General features: G+C 59.8%; 17 protein-coding genes. 12 read left to right on the forward strand and 5 right to left on the reverse strand.

All coding sequences use genetic code 11. The features are described from left to right. A partial coding sequence (locus tag ACE1BR_RS04720; protein ID WP_374868072.1) for an RQC domain-containing protein occupies nucleotides 1-548 on the forward strand: 548 nt, incomplete at its 5' end. On the opposite strand, the gene ACE1BR_RS04725 is transcribed toward ACE1BR_RS04720, so the two are convergent. Beyond that, nucleotides 526-876, reverse strand: a complete 351-nt coding sequence (locus ACE1BR_RS04725; RefSeq protein ID WP_374868074.1) for a hypothetical protein — start codon at nucleotides 874-876, stop codon at nucleotides 526-528. The genes ACE1BR_RS04720 and ACE1BR_RS04725 overlap by 23 nt on opposite strands. Here ACE1BR_RS04725 and ACE1BR_RS04730 point away from each other — a divergent pair. From ACE1BR_RS04730 to ACE1BR_RS04740, 3 genes are all read left to right on the forward strand, one after another. Next, nucleotides 863-2,290, forward strand: a complete 1,428-nt coding sequence (locus ACE1BR_RS04730) for a YdiU family protein (protein ID WP_374868076.1) — start codon at nucleotides 863-865, stop codon at nucleotides 2,288-2,290. The genes ACE1BR_RS04725 and ACE1BR_RS04730 overlap by 14 nt on opposite strands. Before the next feature lie 10 nt (nucleotides 2,291-2,300). After that, nucleotides 2,301-2,588, forward strand: coding sequence for a DUF3630 family protein (locus tag ACE1BR_RS04735; RefSeq protein WP_374868078.1), 288 nt, complete (start codon nucleotides 2,301-2,303; stop codon nucleotides 2,586-2,588). A 94-nt stretch (nucleotides 2,589-2,682) separates the two neighbouring features. Then, nucleotides 2,683-3,357 (forward strand): 7-cyano-7-deazaguanine/7-aminomethyl-7-deazaguanine transporter, encoded by a 675-nt coding sequence (locus ACE1BR_RS04740; RefSeq protein WP_374868080.1) that lies wholly within the window; start codon nucleotides 2,683-2,685, stop codon nucleotides 3,355-3,357. A gap of 270 nt (nucleotides 3,358-3,627) precedes the next feature. On the opposite strand, the gene rraA is transcribed toward ACE1BR_RS04740, so the two are convergent. Next, on the reverse strand, nucleotides 3,628-4,113 hold the full coding sequence (rraA, locus tag ACE1BR_RS04745; protein ID WP_005340678.1) for a ribonuclease E activity regulator RraA: 486 nt from the start codon (nucleotides 4,111-4,113) through the stop codon (nucleotides 3,628-3,630). 146 nt (nucleotides 4,114-4,259) lie between these two features. Between rraA and ACE1BR_RS04750 the strand changes: the two genes are divergently transcribed. Together ACE1BR_RS04750 and ACE1BR_RS04755 are read left to right on the forward strand one after the other, a co-directional pair. After that, nucleotides 4,260-6,113 (forward strand): methyl-accepting chemotaxis protein, encoded by a 1,854-nt coding sequence (locus ACE1BR_RS04750; RefSeq protein ID WP_374868082.1) that lies wholly within the window; start codon nucleotides 4,260-4,262, stop codon nucleotides 6,111-6,113. A 122-nt stretch (nucleotides 6,114-6,235) separates the two neighbouring features. Further along, complete coding sequence (locus ACE1BR_RS04755; protein WP_374868084.1) at nucleotides 6,236-6,886, forward strand: chromophore lyase CpcT/CpeT; 651 nt, start codon at nucleotides 6,236-6,238, stop codon at nucleotides 6,884-6,886. Nucleotides 6,887-6,970: 84 nt separating this feature from the next. Here ACE1BR_RS04755 and rpmE read toward each other — a convergent pair whose 3' ends face one another. Continuing rightward, nucleotides 6,971-7,186 carry a 50S ribosomal protein L31 gene (gene rpmE / locus ACE1BR_RS04760; protein WP_005340673.1) on the reverse strand — a complete coding sequence of 72 codons (216 nt, stop codon included), beginning with the start codon at nucleotides 7,184-7,186 and terminating at the stop codon, nucleotides 6,971-6,973. 147 nt (nucleotides 7,187-7,333) lie between these two features. On the opposite strand from rpmE, the gene priA reads away from it, so the two are divergent. Further along, the gene (gene priA / locus ACE1BR_RS04765) at nucleotides 7,334-9,541 is read left to right on the forward strand and encodes a primosomal protein N' (RefSeq protein WP_374868086.1); all 2,208 of its coding nucleotides are present in this window, start codon (nucleotides 7,334-7,336) and stop codon (nucleotides 9,539-9,541) included. A 79-nt stretch (nucleotides 9,542-9,620) separates the two neighbouring features. Here priA and ACE1BR_RS04770 read toward each other — a convergent pair whose 3' ends face one another. Further along, the gene (locus ACE1BR_RS04770) at nucleotides 9,621-10,703 is read right to left on the reverse strand and encodes a hypothetical protein (RefSeq protein WP_374868088.1); all 1,083 of its coding nucleotides are present in this window, start codon (nucleotides 10,701-10,703) and stop codon (nucleotides 9,621-9,623) included. 188 nt (nucleotides 10,704-10,891) lie between these two features. Here ACE1BR_RS04770 and ACE1BR_RS04775 point away from each other — a divergent pair, with 188 nt between their 5' ends. The 5 genes from ACE1BR_RS04775 to dtd all read left to right on the forward strand — a co-directional run bounded on the left by ACE1BR_RS04775 (nucleotide 10,892) and on the right by dtd (nucleotide 16,847). Further along, on the forward strand, nucleotides 10,892-12,325 hold the full coding sequence (locus ACE1BR_RS04775; RefSeq protein ID WP_374868090.1) for a DUF2867 domain-containing protein: 1,434 nt from the start codon (nucleotides 10,892-10,894) through the stop codon (nucleotides 12,323-12,325). 233 nt (nucleotides 12,326-12,558) lie between these two features. Further along, nucleotides 12,559-13,785 carry an aromatic amino acid transporter gene (locus ACE1BR_RS04780; protein WP_374868092.1) on the forward strand — a complete coding sequence of 409 codons (1,227 nt, stop codon included), beginning with the start codon at nucleotides 12,559-12,561 and terminating at the stop codon, nucleotides 13,783-13,785. A 241-nt stretch (nucleotides 13,786-14,026) separates the two neighbouring features. After that, complete coding sequence (locus ACE1BR_RS04785; RefSeq protein ID WP_374868094.1) at nucleotides 14,027-15,268, forward strand: malic enzyme-like NAD(P)-binding protein; 1,242 nt, start codon at nucleotides 14,027-14,029, stop codon at nucleotides 15,266-15,268. A gap of 176 nt (nucleotides 15,269-15,444) precedes the next feature. After that, nucleotides 15,445-16,317: a virulence factor BrkB family protein gene (locus ACE1BR_RS04790; RefSeq protein ID WP_374868096.1), complete on the forward strand. Its 873-nt coding sequence runs from the start codon at nucleotides 15,445-15,447 to the stop codon at nucleotides 16,315-16,317. A 92-nt stretch (nucleotides 16,318-16,409) separates the two neighbouring features. Beyond that, entirely contained in the window at nucleotides 16,410-16,847 is a 438-nt protein-coding gene (gene dtd, locus ACE1BR_RS04795; protein WP_374868098.1) for a D-aminoacyl-tRNA deacylase, read from the forward strand. On the opposite strand, the gene ACE1BR_RS04800 is transcribed toward dtd, so the two are convergent. Beyond that, nucleotides 16,836-17,516, reverse strand: coding sequence for a spermidine synthase (locus tag ACE1BR_RS04800; protein ID WP_374868149.1), 681 nt, complete (start codon nucleotides 17,514-17,516; stop codon nucleotides 16,836-16,838). The two genes, dtd and ACE1BR_RS04800, sit on opposite strands and share 12 nt — an antisense overlap. Between the last annotated feature and the right edge of the window lie 17 nt (nucleotides 17,517-17,533).

A 17,533-nucleotide genomic window follows, 5' to 3' on the forward strand; every position in this document is an offset into this window, starting at 1 on the left:
GGCAGAACTTCGGGGTGGGCTATGTGGTGGAGGTGCTGCGCGGGTCGCTGAACCAGCGGATCAAGGATCACGGCCACGACAAGCTCTCGACCTACGGCATCGGCAAGGATCAGAGCCACGAATACTGGATGAGCGTGATCCGCCAGCTGATCCACAAGGGGTTGCTGACCCAGAATATTACCCGCAATCTGGTGTTGCAGCTGACCGAAGCTGCCCGCCCTGTTTTGCGTGGCGAGGTGACGCTGGAGTTGGCAGTGCCCCGCTTGCAGCCCATCTCCAGCCGCAAGGAGAAGCGCAACGGCCTGCTCGACAATGCCAACTACGACAAGCGGCTGTTCAAGGAGCTGCGTGGCCTGCGCAAGCAGATTGCCGAAGATGAAGAGGTGCCGCCCTACGTGGTGTTCAACGATGCAACCCTGGTTGAAATGGCTCAGCTGATGCCGATGACCGAAGACGAGATGCTGGCTATCAACGGTGTCGGTCACCGCAAGCTGGAACGCTTCGGCGAAGCCTTTATGGACCTGATCATCGACTACTGCCGTCGCTAGGATCGATTAGGCAGCCTAAGTGGCCACGGCCGATGCCGATGCGGCTTTGGATCAGTGCCTGGCTCTCCATCCCATGATCGTCGGCACAGAAGATCGCCTTGGTGTTGCCTGCTTCTATATCGGCCGCCTTGACCTGATGTGCCCAAGCCAAGGTCAGCAGGGGTAGGGCATATAGCCACTTTTTCATTTTTTTCTTTGTATCTTCTTCTCCAGGAATTGAACAGATGAGGGTTGCCGGTTGCCGGTTGGCGGAGTAGGTGCTGACGGCAGTATAAAGAGTGACGTGAGCATACTCAGGGACGAATGGCATAACGATGAAGCTGATCAACACTTTTGCGGGCGAACTGCCCTGGGCCTGTGAACCCGTGGCGCCCCAGCCGCTGCAACAACCCCGACTGCTCCATCTCAACCGCGCTTTGCTGGCGGAGCTGGGGCTGGGAGAGGTTCGCGACTCTGACTGGATCGCCTGTTGTGGCGAGGGAAAGCTGTTGCCCGGCATGCAGTCGGTGGCACAGGTGTATGCAGGCCACCAGTTCGGTGGCTACAGCCCGCGCCTTGGTGATGGTCGGGCACTGCTGCTGGGAGAGCAAATCGCACCCGATGGTCGGCGTTGGGATCTCCATCTCAAGGGGGCGGGCAAGACACCGTTCTCCCGTTTTGGTGACGGTCGCGCCGTGCTGCGCTCCAGCATCCGGGAGTATCTCGCTTCGGAAGCACTGCATGCCCTCGGCATCCCTACTACTCGGGCACTGGTGTTGGTAGGGAGTCAGGAGCCGGTCTACCGCGAGCAGGTGGAGACGGGGGCGACCGTGCTGCGTACCGCCCCCAGTCACCTGCGCTTCGGTCATATCGAGTATTTTGCCTGGAGCGGGCAGGGGGAGCGGATCCCGGCACTTATCGACTATCTGTTGCACCACCACTTTCCCGAACAGGCCAGCGGCGCCGAGCTGTTTGCCGAGGTAGTACGTCGCACCGCGCTGCTTATTGCCAAATGGCAGGCGGCGGGCTTCTGCCACGGGGTGATGAACACCGATAACATGTCGCTGCTCGGGCTGACCCTGGATTACGGCCCCTACGGTTTTATCGATGCCTATGTGCCCGACTTTGTCTGCAATCATTCGGATCCGGCAGGCCGCTATGCGCTGGATCAGCAGCCTGCGGTTGGTTACTGGAATCTGCAAAAGCTGGCGCAGGCGCTGGCTGGCAATGTGGATGGTGATGCGTTGGCCGCGGCGCTGGCCCGGTACGAACAGCAGCTGATGGTGCACTACTCCGAACTGATGCGGGCCAAACTCGGGTTGGCGGTGTGGGAGGACGATGACCCGGCACTATTCCGCGAGCTGTTCCGGCTGCTGGCGGTCCACAAGGTGGATTACCACCTGTTCCTGCGTCGTCTTGGTGAGGTGACACGAGAGGGGGCATGGCCTGCGTCTCTGCTGGCCCTGTTGTCTGACCCGCATGATTGGCAGGCTTGGCTGGAGCGCTATCGGGCGCGGTTGGTGCGCGAAGGAAGCGAGGATAGCTCTCGCAAGGCGCAGATGGATGCCATCAATCCCAAGTATGTGCTGCGCAATACCTTGGCTCAGCAGGCGATAGATGCGGCCGAGGCGGGCGATATGCAGCCTTTTGAACGGTTGTTCACCGCGTTGCAGCGTCCCTATGATGAGCAACCTGAATTTGAGGATCTCGCCACCCCGCTACCGGCATGGTATTGCGGTGGCGAGCTCTCCTGCAGCAGTTGAGAAATTTGAAATGAGTTGGCAGATCAGGCAGATAGATAACGAGATCGGGATGGTGACGCTGGATTGCCCTGCGCTTGACTGGGACTCTTTTCCAGCACTGGCTGGGGAGTTGCTGCAAGAGTGGGAGCTGACTCTTCTGGAGCGAGATGTTGGTGCCGATCGCCACAGCTGGGTGCTGGAGTTCGAGGGAAGCCAGCTTCGGCTGGAGTTTGAGCATTACAGCGGCTGCTGGCTGGAGGCGGTGCGCCCTGAAGATAAAGAGACGCTGCTCTGGCTCGTTCGACAGCATAAAGATTGAACTATCGCGCGTGGGGGGTATAATCTCGCCCCTCGATTATCGCCAATGGTGGCGGTATGGGTTCCCTAACCCCATTAACCAAAAAGGTCACAAGATGAATCTGACCCCTGAGCAGTACCAAACGGCGCTCGTCCGCCTCTCGTTGTTCCACATCCTGATCATCGCCAGCAGCAACTATCTGGTTCAGCTGCCCATCACCGTCTTCGGTTTTCACACCACTTGGGGCGCGTTCAGCTTCCCGTTCATCTTCCTGGCGACCGACCTGACGGTGCGGATTTTTGGTGCCGGTTTGGCACGCAAGATTATCCAGACCGTGATGCTGCCTGCGTTGGCGGTCTCCTATGGGCTCTCCGTGCTCTTCTTTGAAGGGAGTTTCCAGGGCGTAGGCAATCTGGCCGAGTTCAATCTGTTCGTGGCACGTATCGCGCTGGCCAGCTTTATGGCCTATCTGGTGGGTCAGTTCATGGATGTGGTGGTGTTCAACCGACTGCGACTGATGAAAGCCTGGTGGGTGGCTCCTGCAGCCTCCACCCTGTTTGGCAACATGGTCGATACCATCGCGTTCTTCAGTGTGGCCTTCTGGCGCACCACAGATCCTTTCATGGCGGAGCACTGGGTCGAGATCGCAACGGTCGATTACGTGTTCAAGCTGCTGATTAGCTTGGGTCTGTTTGTGCCGCTCTACGGCGTGTTGCTGCGTTACCTCAGCCGCAAGCTGGTGGGTGAGGCCGAAGTGCCCGGTCTGCAAACAGTCACCCGACAAGCATGATGAGATTGACCACCCTTCGCGGTGGTCAATTTTTTGTGCTTTCAGCAAATAGGGCTTGCTCATTTAAATGAGAATGATTATTGTTAACTTGTTTTCCGGGAAAGACTTCATTCGTTCCAACGTGATGGACTTCTTGTGAAGGCACGACATTGCTCACATTGCTTCCAGTTAAGGGCCAGTTTTACTGGCCCTCTTTTTTTGTCCCGGTTTCGGCAAATCGCGGGCATAAAAAACGGGAGCAATTGCTCCCGTCGTCACTCAGAGTGAGGCTTATTCGATATCGAGCGCCTCCGGGGAGAGGATTACCCCGGTCGTATCGGCATAGAGATGATCGTCAGGCAGGAAGGTGACACCACCGAAGTTGACCGGTAGATCGGTCTCCCCTACATCCTTGCTGTCGGCACCGACCGGAATGGCGGCCAGCGCCTGAATGCCGATATCCAGATCTTCCAGGATGTCGACTTCACGGACGCAGCCATAGCAGACGATCCCTTCCCAATCGTTCTCGGCCGCCGTAGTGGCGATGTCGCTGTCGATCAGGGCGCGGCGCATGGAGCCACCGCCATCGATCAGCAAGACGCGTCCCAGCCCGTTCTCTTTGACGAGTTCACGGATCAGACCATTCGATTCGAAGCATTTGACGGTAGTGATGACGCCACCGAAGGAGGCTCGGCCGCCGAAGGAGCAGAGCATGGGTTCTAGTACATCCACCATGTCCTGATAGATGTCGCACAGTTCTGAAGTGTTGTATTCCATAGTGTCAAATCCACGGCTGGAAACAGGTGCAACCAGTATAAGGAGTGGGTGTGGCATTTCAATGAATATTCCTTGAACAGGCCACCCGCTGCGGCTTTTCTGCATAAGCTCAATGCAGTTCATCCTTTTCCTGTGTGAGGTCTATCGTGCTCATCCGCCATAAATTGATCCTGAATACCGTACTGGTTGCCGTCGCCATGATGGTGTTGAGCGGCCTGTTCCTCTACTCCAACCAGGTTAATCGTCATCTGACTGATGCGCAGCGCAATGTGGATCAGCTGGAGATCGCCATGCTCAATTTGCGGCGAGCCGAGAAAGATTTTCTGATCCGCAAGGAGATGAGCTTCGTCGAGCATTTCAATCAGGGGTTGGCTGCTTTTCATCAGCTGGACCGGATCATGAGCAGTGATGACAACCTCGCGGCTGCGCAAGGCGAGCTGGCCCGGCTGGATCAGCAGATCACTGCTTATGGCAAAGCGTTCAATGACCTGGTTGCCCAGCAGCAGAAGATTGGCCTGGGGCCGGAAGAGGGCCTCTATGGCAAGTTGCGGGCAGCTGTGCATGAGGTGGAAGATGGCCTCAAGCAGCTGGATCAGCAAGAGTTGCTCATCACCATGCTGCAATTGAGACGGGCAGAGAAAGATTTCATGCTGCGTTCCGATATCCAGTATCTGGATCGATTCGAAACGCTGCACAAGAGCTTTTTGGCGAGTCTGGCAACCCTGCCAGAGGCGGATCGCGGCATGCTGGAGCAGGCTAGCCAGCAGTACCGTCAGAACTTTGTCGCTCTGGTTCAGGGGATGCAAGAGCTGGGTTTGAAAGATGATGAGGGGCTGCGCAACCAGATGCGCGAACAGGTACACCAGACAGAACAGGGATTTGTCGCAGTCGACCGGCATATCGCCGACCAGCTGGAGCAGCAGACCTCGCATCTGAATCTGCTGATGCTGGTCTGTGGCGGCATCATCATAGTGCTTATTGGCATTATGAGCCTATTGCTGGGGCGCAGCATCGACCGCCCCATTAGCCGAGTAAATGATACCGTCAATCGCATTCGCCAGGATAATGACCTGCGCTTGAAGATTGAGCTGCAAGGGGCAGATGAAATGGCCCAACTGGCGGGCAACCTTGATGTGATGTTGGGAGGATTCCGCAACCTGATTGGCGATGTGAAGCAGAGTGCTCACACCTTGACGGAAGCGGCCGATCATCTCTCGGCAAATGTGAAGCGCACCAGCGAGGGGGCGGCCCGTCAGTTGCAGGAGACCGACATGGTGGCGACCGCCTCGACCGAGATGGGATCCACCATCGAAGAGATCGCCCGCAATACCGAACAGGCTGCCAACAATGCTCAAGCCACCAACCACAAGGCGATGGAGGGGCGCAGTGCGGTGGAGAATACCGTCGAGCAGATCCGCTCGCTGGCGGTCAATCTGGAGAGCTCATCCCGCGAAGTGGGGCAGCTGCAAAAAGAGAGCGAGACCATCGGATCGGTGCTGGATGTGATCAGGGGGATTGCCGAACAGACCAACCTGCTGGCCCTCAATGCGGCGATTGAAGCCGCACGAGCAGGCGATCAGGGGCGTGGTTTTGCGGTGGTGGCTGACGAAGTACGCAGCCTCGCCATTCGTACCCAGAAATCGACTCAGGAGATCGCCGGCATCATCAGCTCGCTGCAGAAGCAGACCGGCAGCATCGTAGAGGTGATGGCGACTTGTCGCGAGCAGGGTAACCGCAGCTCGGATCAGGCCAGCACCGCAGGGGAGTTGCTGGGGCAAATTACCCAGGATGTCACCCACATCATGGACATGAGCACCCAGATTGCGGCGGCTATCGAGCAGCAGAGTCTGGTGGCGAACGAGGTCAATCGCAACGTCAACAACATCCGCGACATTGCCCAGGAGTCGAGCGTCATGGCCGAGGAGAATGCCAGATCCAGCCAGGGTCTTAATGAACAGGCACAGCTTCTGAACAAGGCGGTGGCGAAATACCGGGTTTAGTGACTGGCATGGCATCCTTGCGAGGTTTTTGCAGCAGAGTGGCAATCATTTGATCGTAATGGCTGTTATTGAGGGAATTCGCTCATATAATCGCCGCCACTATGATGATTCGGAAGGATTCGATGGCAAAGTTGCTGGTGGCCGTATTCGGGCTGCTCTGTTCCTGTCTGGCGTTGGCAGGGTCGGCACCCCAGGCTACCCCACTCAAGCCCGGCATGGAGCCGTTACTCAGCTGGTTCGACGGAGCGTTTTCTAGCAGGGAGCAGGCCGGTTACGATAGCCGTTTTACCAGTGCCGAGCTGCGTCTGATGGAGATCTGGCATGGCTATCAGGGGTATCGCTGGGTCTATGCCGAGCAGTATCTGACCTTGCGTGCCATCCGTCCCTTCCGTCAGCGCATCTATCGTTTTTCTCCTGTTTCAGATGGTCGCATCCTGATGGCTGAGTTGACCATGCCCAGAGCGACCGACTTTGCCGGAGCTTGGCACGACCCCGCCCTGCTCGACAGTTTGACACCGCAACAACTTTCTTTGCGCCAGGGGTGCGAGATCTGGCTGAAGCGTACTGCCTCTGGTGAGTATGCCGGCCACTCTCGTGTTGGTCATTGTTCCACCGACTTTGGCGGTGCCACCACCCTGGTGCAACATATCTGGATTGGTCCCGACAGCGTCAGATTTCTGGATCGGGCGTATGATAACGAAGGGACGTCGCGTTGGGGCAGTCCGGGTGAAGGCTATGTCTATCTGCGCCGTTCCAAGGGGTTTGGCCAGTAAGCCGTGTTGTGGTTGAAGAGGGAAAAAAGGACAATAAAAAAGGCGCCCATCGGGCGCCTTTTTCAGAATTCTTCAGAAGTAAAATTACTTCTTGGTGGTCATCGCACCGAAACGCTTGTTGAACTTGTCTACGCGGCCGCCGCTAGAAACTTCTTTCTGCTTGCCGGTGTAGAACGGGTGGCACTCGGAGCACACGTCCAGGTTCAGATCTTTACCGATGGTAGAGAAAGTGTTGATGACGTTACCGCAAGAGCACTTGGCGGTGATGGCTACGTAGTCAGGATGGATACCAGCTTTCATGGACAACCTCAATTAATAGGCCGTGTCGCCATCCGATCTCTTGTCGGACACCACACGATTGTTGAACACAGTTTCAAAGGCTGCGAATAATATAGGAAATGCCTGAGATCAGGCAAGTGGCTTCGCAGAAAAAATAGGCAACCCCTGGTGAATTCTTCCCAAACGCTGGATCTGGTTCGTGTCGCTGTCCCGGTACCGTTACGCCGTCACTTCGACTATCTCTCTCCTCTGCCGTTACCTGCTCCCGGTTGTCGGGTCGAGATCCCTTTCGGCCCGCAGACTCTGGTCGGGCTGGTGGTGGATCACCCGGACGAGAGTCAGGTGCCGCGTAACAAGCTCAAACCCATCAAGCGCGTGCTCGACGCGACGCCTGTGCTGGGCGCCGACATTCTGGCGCTGATGAACTGGAGCGCCAGCTACTACCAGCATCCGCTGGGGGAAGTGTTGCCGCACGCCCTGCCGGTGCTGGTGCGCAAGGGAGAGCCTGCTGCTTATCGCGAGCTGGAGTTCTGGTTTGCCACCGAGGCGGGCATGGCGGTCGATCTCAACGAGCTCAAGCGTGCTGTCAAGCAGCAGCAGGCCCTTGCCTTGCTGCGCAAGGGGCCGCAGACCCCCTCCGCCCTCAAGCAGGAGGAGATCCAGAGCGCAGCCCTCACAGCGCTGGAGAAGAAGGGATTGCTGGAGAAGCGCTCGCTGGAGCCGAGCCACGATGGCGACTGGGCTACCCGCTTTGAACCGGGGGAGGGGCTGCGCCTCAACGGCGAGCAGGCGCTGGCCGTTTCTGCCGTTACCAGCCAGAGCGACAAGTTCGGTGCCTTCCTGCTGGACGGCATTACCGGCTCCGGCAAAACCGAGGTGTACCTGAGCATCCTCGAGCCCCTGCTCAAGGCGGGCAAGCAGGCGCTGGTGATGGTGCCGGAGATAGGCCTTACCCCGCAGACCATCAACCGCTTCCGCCGCCGCTTCAACGTGCCTGTGGTGGCGATGAACTCCGCCATGAACGACCGGGAGCGGCTCGATGCCTGGCTCGCCTGCCGCGATGGCGGTGCAGCCATCCTGATCGGCACCCGCTCCGCGGTGTTCACCCCCTTTCACAACCTCGGCATCATCATCATCGACGAGGAGCACGACGGTTCCTTCAAGCAGCAGGACGGTTTTCGCTACCACGCGCGGGATCTGGCGGTGATGCGGGCCCATCGTGCCGGTATCCCCATTTTGCTTGGCTCGGCTACCCCGTCGCTGGAGACATTGCACAACGCCCGTACTGGCAAGTATCACCACCTCACTCTGACTCGCCGCGCAGGCAATGCCCAGACTGCCCGTCAGGTGATCCTCGATATCAAGAACGTGCGCTTGCAGGCTGGACTCTCCCCCCAGCTGGAGCAACTGATGGCGGAGCATCTGGCGGCGGGCAATCAGGTGATGCTGTTCCTCAACCGCCGCGGCTATGCCCCGGCTCTGATTTGCCACCAGTGCGGCTGGAACGCCGCCTGCGAGCGCTGCGACGCCTGGTACACCTGGCATCAGGCCGGACGACGGCTGCACTGCCACCACTGTGACAGCGTGCGCCCGCTGCCCCACCTCTGCCCGGAGTGTGGCAGCAACGAGCTGATCGGATCGGGAGTGGGCACAGAACAGCTGGAACAGCTGCTTACCACTGTGTTCCCGCAATATCCGGTAGTGCGCATCGATCGGGACAACACCCGCCGCAAGGGGGAGCTGGAGACCCATCTCGGTGACATCAAGGCGGGCAAGTACAAGATCCTGATCGGCACCCAGATGCTGGCCAAGGGCCACCACTTCCCGGATGTGACGTTGGTGGGGCTGCTGGATGTGGATGGCGCGCTATTCAGCGCTGATTTTCGCGCTGCCGAGAAGCTGGCTCAGCTCTACACCCAGGTGGCGGGCCGTGCCGGTCGTGCCAGCAAACCCGGGCTGGTGGTGCTGCAGAGCCACCATCCGGAACATGCCCTGCTGCAGGATCTGACCCAGAACGGCTACGGCCACTTCGCCGACACGGCGCTGAAAGAGCGTCGCCTGCTGGGACTGCCGCCGTTCAGCTATCAGGGGCTGTTTCGGGCCGAGGCCAACGGCCGTGACGAGGTGCAGCTGTTCCTCAGCCGCCTCGCCGATACCCTGCGCAGCGCCTGTTATCCCCATGTTCAAGTGCTGGGGCCCATCAGCGGCTTTATGGAGCGCAAGGCGGGCAAGTTCCGCATGCAGTTGCTGGTGCAAGGGCCGAACCGGGCGCCGCTGGCCCAGCTGCTGGATTGGGTGGTGAAGGAGCTGGAGGGGTGGCCCGAGACCAAAAAGGTGCGCTGGAGTCTGGATATCGATCCCACCGAGTTAAGTTGACTCAGGTGCTATCCGTTTAGCTTGAACCGGTCGCTGGCAGGTAATGTCAGCGACCGTTTTTGTACTACTGCTTCAATGTTCAGACCCGCAGGTCGATCTGCTGCACCCAGCCTCCCTTGCCCTGTTCGGTCACATAGAGGCCGGATTGGCGCAGTACTCCCTGATTGCCGTTTTCCCCCAGATGGTTGAAGGGGGTGTCGAGGGGATGGAGCAGAATGGCGCCGATCCCCAGCTCCACCAGGGCGATGGGGGAGTGCTCCGGCTGCCAGAACTGCAGTGCCGAGAACTGGCTGTCCCGCTCGTCCAGCACCCCGTTGCCATCCTCATCCAGGGTCGCCAGCTCACCAAAGCCGTTGCCGGAACGGGCCCCAAACAGCTCGCCGCCGTCATCTATGGTGCCGTTGCCGTTGCGATCCAGCGCCACAAAGCCGCTCCCCTCGCCGAGGCCGGGCAGGCTGTCCTCTTTGCCATCTTGATCGATGTCGAACTTGACCCGGGCGTCGGTCAGGCCGGCGATCTTGCCATCCAGGTTAAGTACCAGTGGATCCTTGAGGGCATTGAGGGTGGTGCGACGCTTGCTGATATCGAGCTGACGCCAGTCGAGCACAAAGCCGAGATCGAGCTGCAGGCTCTGGCCATCCTGGGTCTCTATGCTGGCCGAGGCGACCACGTTGAGCTGCTCCTTTTGCAGCAGGCTGTCGGTTACTTCCACCAGTTGATCCGGCTCGGCGGCGGGTTGGCTGCCGTCGCCCGTCGGGGAGTTCACCCCCTCCGCGCTCTGTTCGGTCGGTTTGATGGGATCGGGCAGCTCGATCTCGTGGCCCAGCATGGCTTCTATCATCAACTTGATAAGCCGCTGGTGGTTATCGAGCCCGTCGTTAGGCACGCCGTTCTCCTCCTGATTTTTGGTGCCCTCCGCTTTGGCTGGCGCGGCTGTCGTCTGCGGGGGAGTCTGGGTATTGCTCCGGCTGCTGGCTTGCAGCGTCAGGGCACTGGCTTGCATCAGGGTGGTTCGCTGCTCGCCGGATGGTGGTGTGGCGGCCGTCCCGTTGGTGCCATCGGCTTGCGGTGCGACTGCCCCCAGCCTGCGTACTTTGCGTGCCTGCGCCTGTTGCTGCTGGTATTGCACCTCCCCCTGGAGGTCGTAGTGATCGATGCGCATATCTTCGCCCTCGGGCTATACATCTGGTCAGTTATCGACCGCTTTCCGGTGGGGGCTTAACACCAAATCGGACTAACCGACAGAATTGTTAGTTCCATGTTGCAAAGTAACGGCGAGGCTGGATGATGGGCATTCAGGTTGCAGCACATCAACCCGCTGGCCGGGGCAATAAGGGAAGGGGAGAGAGGATGAGAAACTGTCTGGTGATGGGGGCGGCGGGCTATATAGGCTCCTATCTGGTGCCCCACCTGCAAACGCTGGGCTACAGGGTGATTGCCGGGGCGCGTCGCCCCTGCCGTTTGCCGGAGGGGGTGGAGTTTCGCCTCGCCGACAGCCTCAAGCCCATCACCCTGCTGCCTGCGCTGGCGGGTATCGATACCGTCTTCTATCTGGTGCACGCCATGGGGGCGGGGGCCGATTTTCACCGGCTGGAGCAGCAGGGGGTGAAGAACTTTGCCGCCGCCGCCCGTGCCGCCGGGGTGCGCCGCATCATCTATCTGGGGGCAATCCAGCCCGAGCAGTGTAACAGCCGTCATCTCAACTCCCGTCGCCACTGTGGCGAGCTGTTTCGTGACTCTGGCGTGCCGACGGTAGAGCTGCGCGCCGGCATCATCATCGGGCCCGGTTCGGCAGCGTTCGAAGTGATGCGGGATCTGGTGTTCAACCTGCCGCTGATGGTGACGCCGAAGTGGGTGCGCTCGCACACGCCCCCCATTGCCCTCTCCAACCTGCTGCACTATCTGGGCGGGCTGGTGGAAGCCGACGAGGTGGATGGCCACATCTTCAATGCGGTCGGCCCCGAGCTGCTCAGCTATCAGCAGCAGTTGCAAAAGTTTGCGGCCCATATCGGCAAGCGTTGCCCTATCATTCCCATCCCGTTTCTGAGTCCGCGTCTCTCCGCCTGGTGGCTGCAGTTTGTCACCTCGGTGCCGCAGCCGGTGGCCAAGGCGCTGGTGGGTGGCCTCAAGCACGACATCCCAGCCGATGACGGCCCGCTGCGGTCCCTGCTGCCGCAAACTCTGCTCAGCTTCGACGAGGCGCTGGCGGAGAGTCTGGCGCTGGAGCAGAAGCTGGGTGCCGAACAGCAGGGGCAGGAGACGCCGCTCGGCCTGCGCTGGCGCCATCCCGAATATGGCTTCTATGACCGCACCGCCAGCGGTGATGCCATCTGCCTCGCCTCGCCCGAGGTGGTGTGGCAGGTGTTGCAGCAGTTGGGGGGCGAGAAGCGCTACTTCTACATGAATGAACTGTGGGTAGTGCGCGAATGGATGGATCACCTGATCGGCGGCCCGGCCCGCACCCGGGGTCGCAGCAATCCCGATCGCTTCGTTAAGGGGGATATGCTCGACTCCTGGCAGATCCTCGGGGTGGATGAGGGGCGCAGGCTCGATCTGCTGTTCAACATGAAGGCCCCGGGCGTGGGTCGGCTGGAGTTCAACATCCTGCCGGAGGAGTCCGGGTTGACCCGCATCCGGGTCACTGCTCACTGGCATCCGCAGGGCGCCTGGGGGCTGGCCTACTGGCTCGCCATGCTGCCGTTCCACCTCTTCATCTTTCAGGGGATGACCGAGGCGATCGCCAGAGAGGCAGAGGCGAAAGCCGGTATCCCCGTCATGGATTGAACGGGGCAACCAGCTTGCCTCGTTGTATTTTTTCCGGCATGACCATCAGCGCCGGGCCAGCCGGGTCTTTCCGGTACCCCATTTCTGCCGAACTTATGCAGCGATAACCTGCATAGCGCGAAAATCACCCTCTTCTTTTGCCCGATATGGGTATGCGTCTGGTGGTAAAGACTGGCATCATGCCACGGTACTTATGCAACCAAGATGTGTAACTAGTTAATAAAGAAGGGATTATGAAGAAAAAACCATCAATTTTGGGGGGCGCTTGTATCATCGCCAGTGTCTGTGTGGGGGCTGGTATGTTGGGGTTGCCCAGTTCAGGGGCCGGGGCATGGACCCTCTGGTCAGTACTGGCACTGACCATCACCATGGTGATGATGACGCTCTCCGGGTGGATGCTGCTTGAGTCTTTTCAGCACTACGAGTTGCGTGCCTCTTTTAACACTGTTACCAAAGATCTGCTCGGTTCCCGTCTCAACGCCTTCAATAACCTCTCGGTCTATTTTGTCGGTGGTATCCTGCTCTATGCCTATATCACCTCGTCCGGCGCCATTTTGCAGGGGTTATGCGGGATCGACAGCAAGGTCGCGTCTGTGCTGTTTGTTGTTCTCTTCTCAACGGTAGTCTGGCACTCGACCCGCGCGGTTGATCGCATATCGGTCGTGCTGATTGCCTTCATGATCCTCAGCTTTGCCTTCGGGGTGTTGGGATTGCTGGGCAACATCAAGTTGCCGACCCTGCTCGATCTGGCTGGCAGTGAGAGCCGCTACGCCCCCTATGCCATGGCGATGCTGCCGGTGGCGCTCACCTCGTTTGGCTATCACCACTCGGTGGCATCCCTGCGCGCCTATTACCAGAACGAGCAGCAGGCCAGATGGGCCATCCTGGTGGGCACCCTGATCGCGCTGGCGCTCTATGTGCTCTGGCTGCTGGGGATCTTCGGTAACCTGCCCCGTCAGGATTTTGCTCCAGTGATTGCCAAGGGTGGCGACGTGAGCGTGCTGCTTGCCGCACTCTCCGGGGTGATTGAGTCTGAGAAAGTAGCCAGCGCCATCAACGGCTTTTCCATGGCGGCCATCCTCTCCTCCTTTATCGGGGTAGGGCTCGGGGTGTTCGACTATCTGGCGGATCTGTTCAAGTTCGACAACAGTCGCGCCGGTCGCAGCAAGACCTGGGCGGTCACCTTCCTGCCGCCGCTGGTGCTCTCCCTGCTCTTCCCGTTCGGTTTCCTGCTGGCTATCGGCTATGCCGGTGCCGCCGCCACTATCTGGACCTGCATTATTCCGGCACTGCTGGTGTTGCGTACCCGGGCACGGGCTGAGCGGGGTGAAGTGACCCCCCATTTCGTCACACCCGGCGGCAAGATGGTGGCCTGGCTGTTGATCCTGTTCGGGCTGGCGACCGCACTGTTCCACTTCCTGTCGATGGCGAATCTGCTGCCGGTCTATTCGGGCCAGTAAGCGCCAACAGGGAGCAAGCGATGGCGGCAGGGTAACCTTGCCGCCATTTTTTTCGCCAAAAACCCAGGATCTATAACTAAAGTGGTATGTCTTTGCGGAGTATGGTGCTAAACGAACTGGTCTGATCTGGCTAATGGCAGCATGATCTGCTGGGCATGCCCGCGGCTTTCTTTTATGATCCCCGCCCTTCTGCGTGCCCCTTGTCGGCACCTCATTTGTACCAACCACATCGGGGTCCCCCATGTCCGATCTGCGTCAAGAAGCACTCGATTATCACGCCCAGCCCGTACCGGGCAAAATTGCCATCGCCCTGACCAAATCCGCCGAAACCGCCCATGATCTGGCGCTGGCTTATAGCCCGGGTGTTGCCGAGCCGGTACGCGAGATCGCCGCCAACCCGGCCGATGCCTACCGCTATACCGGCAAGGGCAATCTGGTGGCCGTCATCTCCAACGGTACCGCCATTCTGGGGCTGGGTAATCTGGGGCCGCTGGCCTCCAAGCCGGTGATGGAAGGCAAAGCCTTGTTGTTCAAGCGCTTCGCCGGCATTGACGCCATCGACATCGAGGTGAAGCACGAGACCAGTGCGCAGTTCATCGACACGGTAGCGGCAATTGCCGACACCTTCGGCGGCATCAATCTGGAAGATATCAAGGCGCCGGAGTGTTTCGAGATTGAAGAGGCGCTGATCGCCCGCTGCGACATTCCGGTATTCCACGATGACCAGCACGGTACCGCCATCGTCACCGCCGCCGGTCTGCTCAATGCGCTGGAAGTGCAGGGCAAGCAGATCAGCGACAGCCGCATCGTCTGCATGGGGGCGGGGGCTGCTGCTACTGCCTGCATGGAGCTGCTGATCAAGTGCGGTGCCAAGCCGCACAACATCTTCATGCTGGATCGTCAGGGGGTCATCCACACCGGCCGCACCGATCTCAACAAGTACAAGCAGCGCTTCGCCAACGAGACGCCGCTGCGCACCCTGATGGATGTCATCGACGGGGCGGACGTGTTTGTCGGAGTCTCCGGCCCGGATGTGCTGCCCGCCGAAGCGGTGGCCCTGATGGCGCCCAACCCGGTGATCTTCGCCTGCTCCAACCCGGATCCGGAGATCAAGCCGGCGCTGGCCCACGGGGTGCGCAGTGACCTCATCATGGGGACTGGCCATTCCGACTACCCGAACCAGATCAACAACGTGCTCTGCTTCCCCTTCATCTTCCGCGGCGCCCTCGATGCCCGCGCCAGCCGCATCAACGATGCCATGAAGATTGCCGCGGTCGAGGCGATCCGCGCTCTGGTGAAAGAGCCGGTGCCAGCCGAGGTGCTGACCGCAGCCGGGGTGAGCGAGCTCACCTTCGGCAAGGATTACGTCATTCCCAAGCCGATGGATGCCCGCTTGCTGCCGCAGGTTGCCCGCGCCGTGGCGCTGGCGGCGGTGGCCTCCGGCGTTGCTCGCACCGAGCTGCCTGCGGACTACATGCTGTAATCCGGCGTTGCAAACGGCCCCATATCGGGGCCGTTTTTGTTGCTGCATCTCGTGACAAGCCAAGGCGCAGCCTGCATGGCAAGTGGGCGGATATAGTGTCAATTCCGGTGCAAAGGTGGTCAAACAGCGCTCACCTCTGACACAATGGCTGCATGACGACGCTTACGAGAATCAAGATGCAGCAGCAAATCAGCGGCCGTTTGGCCCACGCCCTCTCCTTTGTGCGCCATGATGGTCGCCATTTCGCCCAGTTTGTCTGGGGCCGTTTCCAACAGGACAGATTGACGGTCACCGCCGGTTATCTGGCCTATGTCACCCTGCTCTCGCTGGTGCCGATGATCGCCGTGGTATTTGGCATGATGTCCGCCTTTCCGGTGTTCCAGAGCCTCAAGCTGGAGATGGAGCAGTTCGTTTACCACAACTTCGTGCCGACCGCCGGGGACATGCTCAAGGAGTACATCGACGGCTTCGTCGCCAACGCCACCAACACCACGGCGGTGGGGATCGGGGCGCTGGTGGTGGTGGCGCTGATGCTGATCTCCGCCATCGACAAGAACCTCAACTACATCTGGCGTTCGACTCAGGGTCGCCCGTTGGCGCAGGCGTTTGCCATGTACTGGATGATCCTGACCCTGGGGCCGGTATTGATTGGTGCCAGCATCGCCATCTCCTCCTACATCTTCTCGCTGCGGCTGTTTGGCGCCGAGAGCCTGTTCGGTATCGGTTATCTGCTGCTGCGCGGCTTGCCGTTCCTCTTCTCGGTACTCACCTTCCTGCTGGTCTATACCGTGGTGCCCAACTGCAAGGTACGGCTGATCCACGCCTTTATCGGTGCGCTGGTGGCGGCCACCCTGTTTGAGCTGGCCAAGCGCGGTTTTGCCATCTACATCACCAACTTCCCCTCCTATCAGGCCATCTATGGCGCGCTGGCGACCATCCCTATCCTGTTTGTCTGGGTCTATTTGAGCTGGCTGGTAGTGCTGCTGGGTGCCGAGACCACGGCCTGTCTTGGTGAGTACGAGAAACCGGTGAGCGAGGAGCTGGGTTAGGCCATCGCCTTGGCCACCGGTTTATTGGTAGCATCGACGACCGCCCCTGCAATCGAGCAGGGGCGGTCGTTCTGTTTTGAGAGGAGAGGGATGTGATTGCACTGATTCAGCGGGTCTCCGAGGCCAGCGTGACTGTCGAGGGGGAGGTGACCGGCGCCATCGGTCAGGGGCTGCTGGTGCTGCTCGGGGTGGAGCAAGGGGATGATGAGGCCAAGGCCGACAAGCTGCTGCACAAGGTGAGCGGATATCGGGTGTTCAGTGACGAGAATGGCAAGATGAACCTCAATGTCGGTCAGATCGGCGGCAGCCTGGTGGTGGTCTCCCAGTTTACCCTGGCGGCTGACACCAAGAGCGGGATGCGACCCAGCTTCTCCTGTGGCGCTCACCCGAGCGAGGCCGAGCGGCTCTATGACTACTTCGTAGCAAAGGCCGCCGCCAGCGGCATCCCGACCGCAACCGGCCGCTTTGCCGCAGATATGAAGGTGGCGCTGGTCAACGACGGCCCGGTCACCTTCTGGCTACAGGTCTGAGGATGCCTGGTCCCGCGGTATGACGTGGACGATCACGTTGATGAGCCCCGCGACTGGATAGGGGGTAGCCGGGCCAATCCACTGTTCTATCAGTGTCAGGGCGTGGGTTAGCTCCAGTTCGGTGCGTGGTAACAGGTTGATGACCAGAGTGCCGCAGAGGCGGTGAGCCAGCGCCCGGTAGAGCCGCTCCTGAAACAGCAGCAGCGGGTTGCCATCCTGACTGAAAAGATCGAGCAGGATGAGATCGTACTGCTGTTCGCTTTGCTCCAGAAAGGCGAGGGCATCGGCCTGATGGAGTGCGGGAACCGCGTGTTGATCACTCTGTTGGTGCTGGAAAAACTGCTGATAAACGGTCAACACCTCTTCGTCGAGGTCAACGCACTCGTGGCGGGCCGAGGGCCAGCGCTGGCAGAGGTGGCGGGTGAGATCGCCGCCACCCAGCCCCAGCTCGAGGATCTGCCCAGCCTGGTCTGGCAGCAGGCAGGCGATGACCCGCTGATGGGGCAGACAGAGGGTGGCGGGGTCGGCGAGCGACATGGCGGATTGCACCACACCGTCTATCTCCAGCCAGCGATGGTGGCTATTTTCCTGTACCGTGAGGCGGCGCTGGGGTTTGACGCTGAGGTGCAACAAGTGATCGGCTTGGTACGCTTGCAGATTGAAGTCCATGAATTTGCACGGCAAGA

This window comes from Aeromonas sp. MdU4, from assembly GCF_041929505.1.
Lineage (GTDB): Bacteria > Pseudomonadota > Gammaproteobacteria > Enterobacterales > Aeromonadaceae > Aeromonas.

What these genes read in the sequence shown, in the direction of transcription:
- ACE1BR_RS04730 (WP_374868076.1), top strand. Translation starts at nt 863, where the DNA reads ATGAAGCTGATCAACACTTTTGCGGGCGAACTGCCCTGGGCCTGTGAA.
- ACE1BR_RS04735 (WP_374868078.1), top strand. Translation starts at nt 2,301, where the DNA reads ATGAGTTGGCAGATCAGGCAGATAGATAACGAGATCGGGATGGTGACG.
- ACE1BR_RS04740 (WP_374868080.1), top strand. Translation starts at nt 2,683, where the DNA reads ATGAATCTGACCCCTGAGCAGTACCAAACGGCGCTCGTCCGCCTCTCG.
- rraA (WP_005340678.1), bottom strand. Translation starts at nt 4,113, where the DNA reads ATGGAATACAACACTTCAGAACTGTGCGACATCTATCAGGACATGGTG.
- ACE1BR_RS04755 (WP_374868084.1), top strand. Translation starts at nt 6,236, where the DNA reads ATGGCAAAGTTGCTGGTGGCCGTATTCGGGCTGCTCTGTTCCTGTCTG.
- rpmE (WP_005340673.1), bottom strand. Translation starts at nt 7,186, where the DNA reads ATGAAAGCTGGTATCCATCCTGACTACGTAGCCATCACCGCCAAGTGC.
- ACE1BR_RS04770 (WP_374868088.1), bottom strand. Translation starts at nt 10,703, where the DNA reads ATGCGCATCGATCACTACGACCTCCAGGGGGAGGTGCAATACCAGCAG.
- ACE1BR_RS04775 (WP_374868090.1), top strand. Translation starts at nt 10,892, where the DNA reads ATGAGAAACTGTCTGGTGATGGGGGCGGCGGGCTATATAGGCTCCTAT.
- ACE1BR_RS04780 (WP_374868092.1), top strand. Translation starts at nt 12,559, where the DNA reads ATGAAGAAAAAACCATCAATTTTGGGGGGCGCTTGTATCATCGCCAGT.
- ACE1BR_RS04785 (WP_374868094.1), top strand. Translation starts at nt 14,027, where the DNA reads ATGTCCGATCTGCGTCAAGAAGCACTCGATTATCACGCCCAGCCCGTA.
- ACE1BR_RS04790 (WP_374868096.1), top strand. Translation starts at nt 15,445, where the DNA reads ATGCAGCAGCAAATCAGCGGCCGTTTGGCCCACGCCCTCTCCTTTGTG.
- ACE1BR_RS04800 (WP_374868149.1), bottom strand. Translation starts at nt 17,516, where the DNA reads ATGGACTTCAATCTGCAAGCGTACCAAGCCGATCACTTGTTGCACCTC.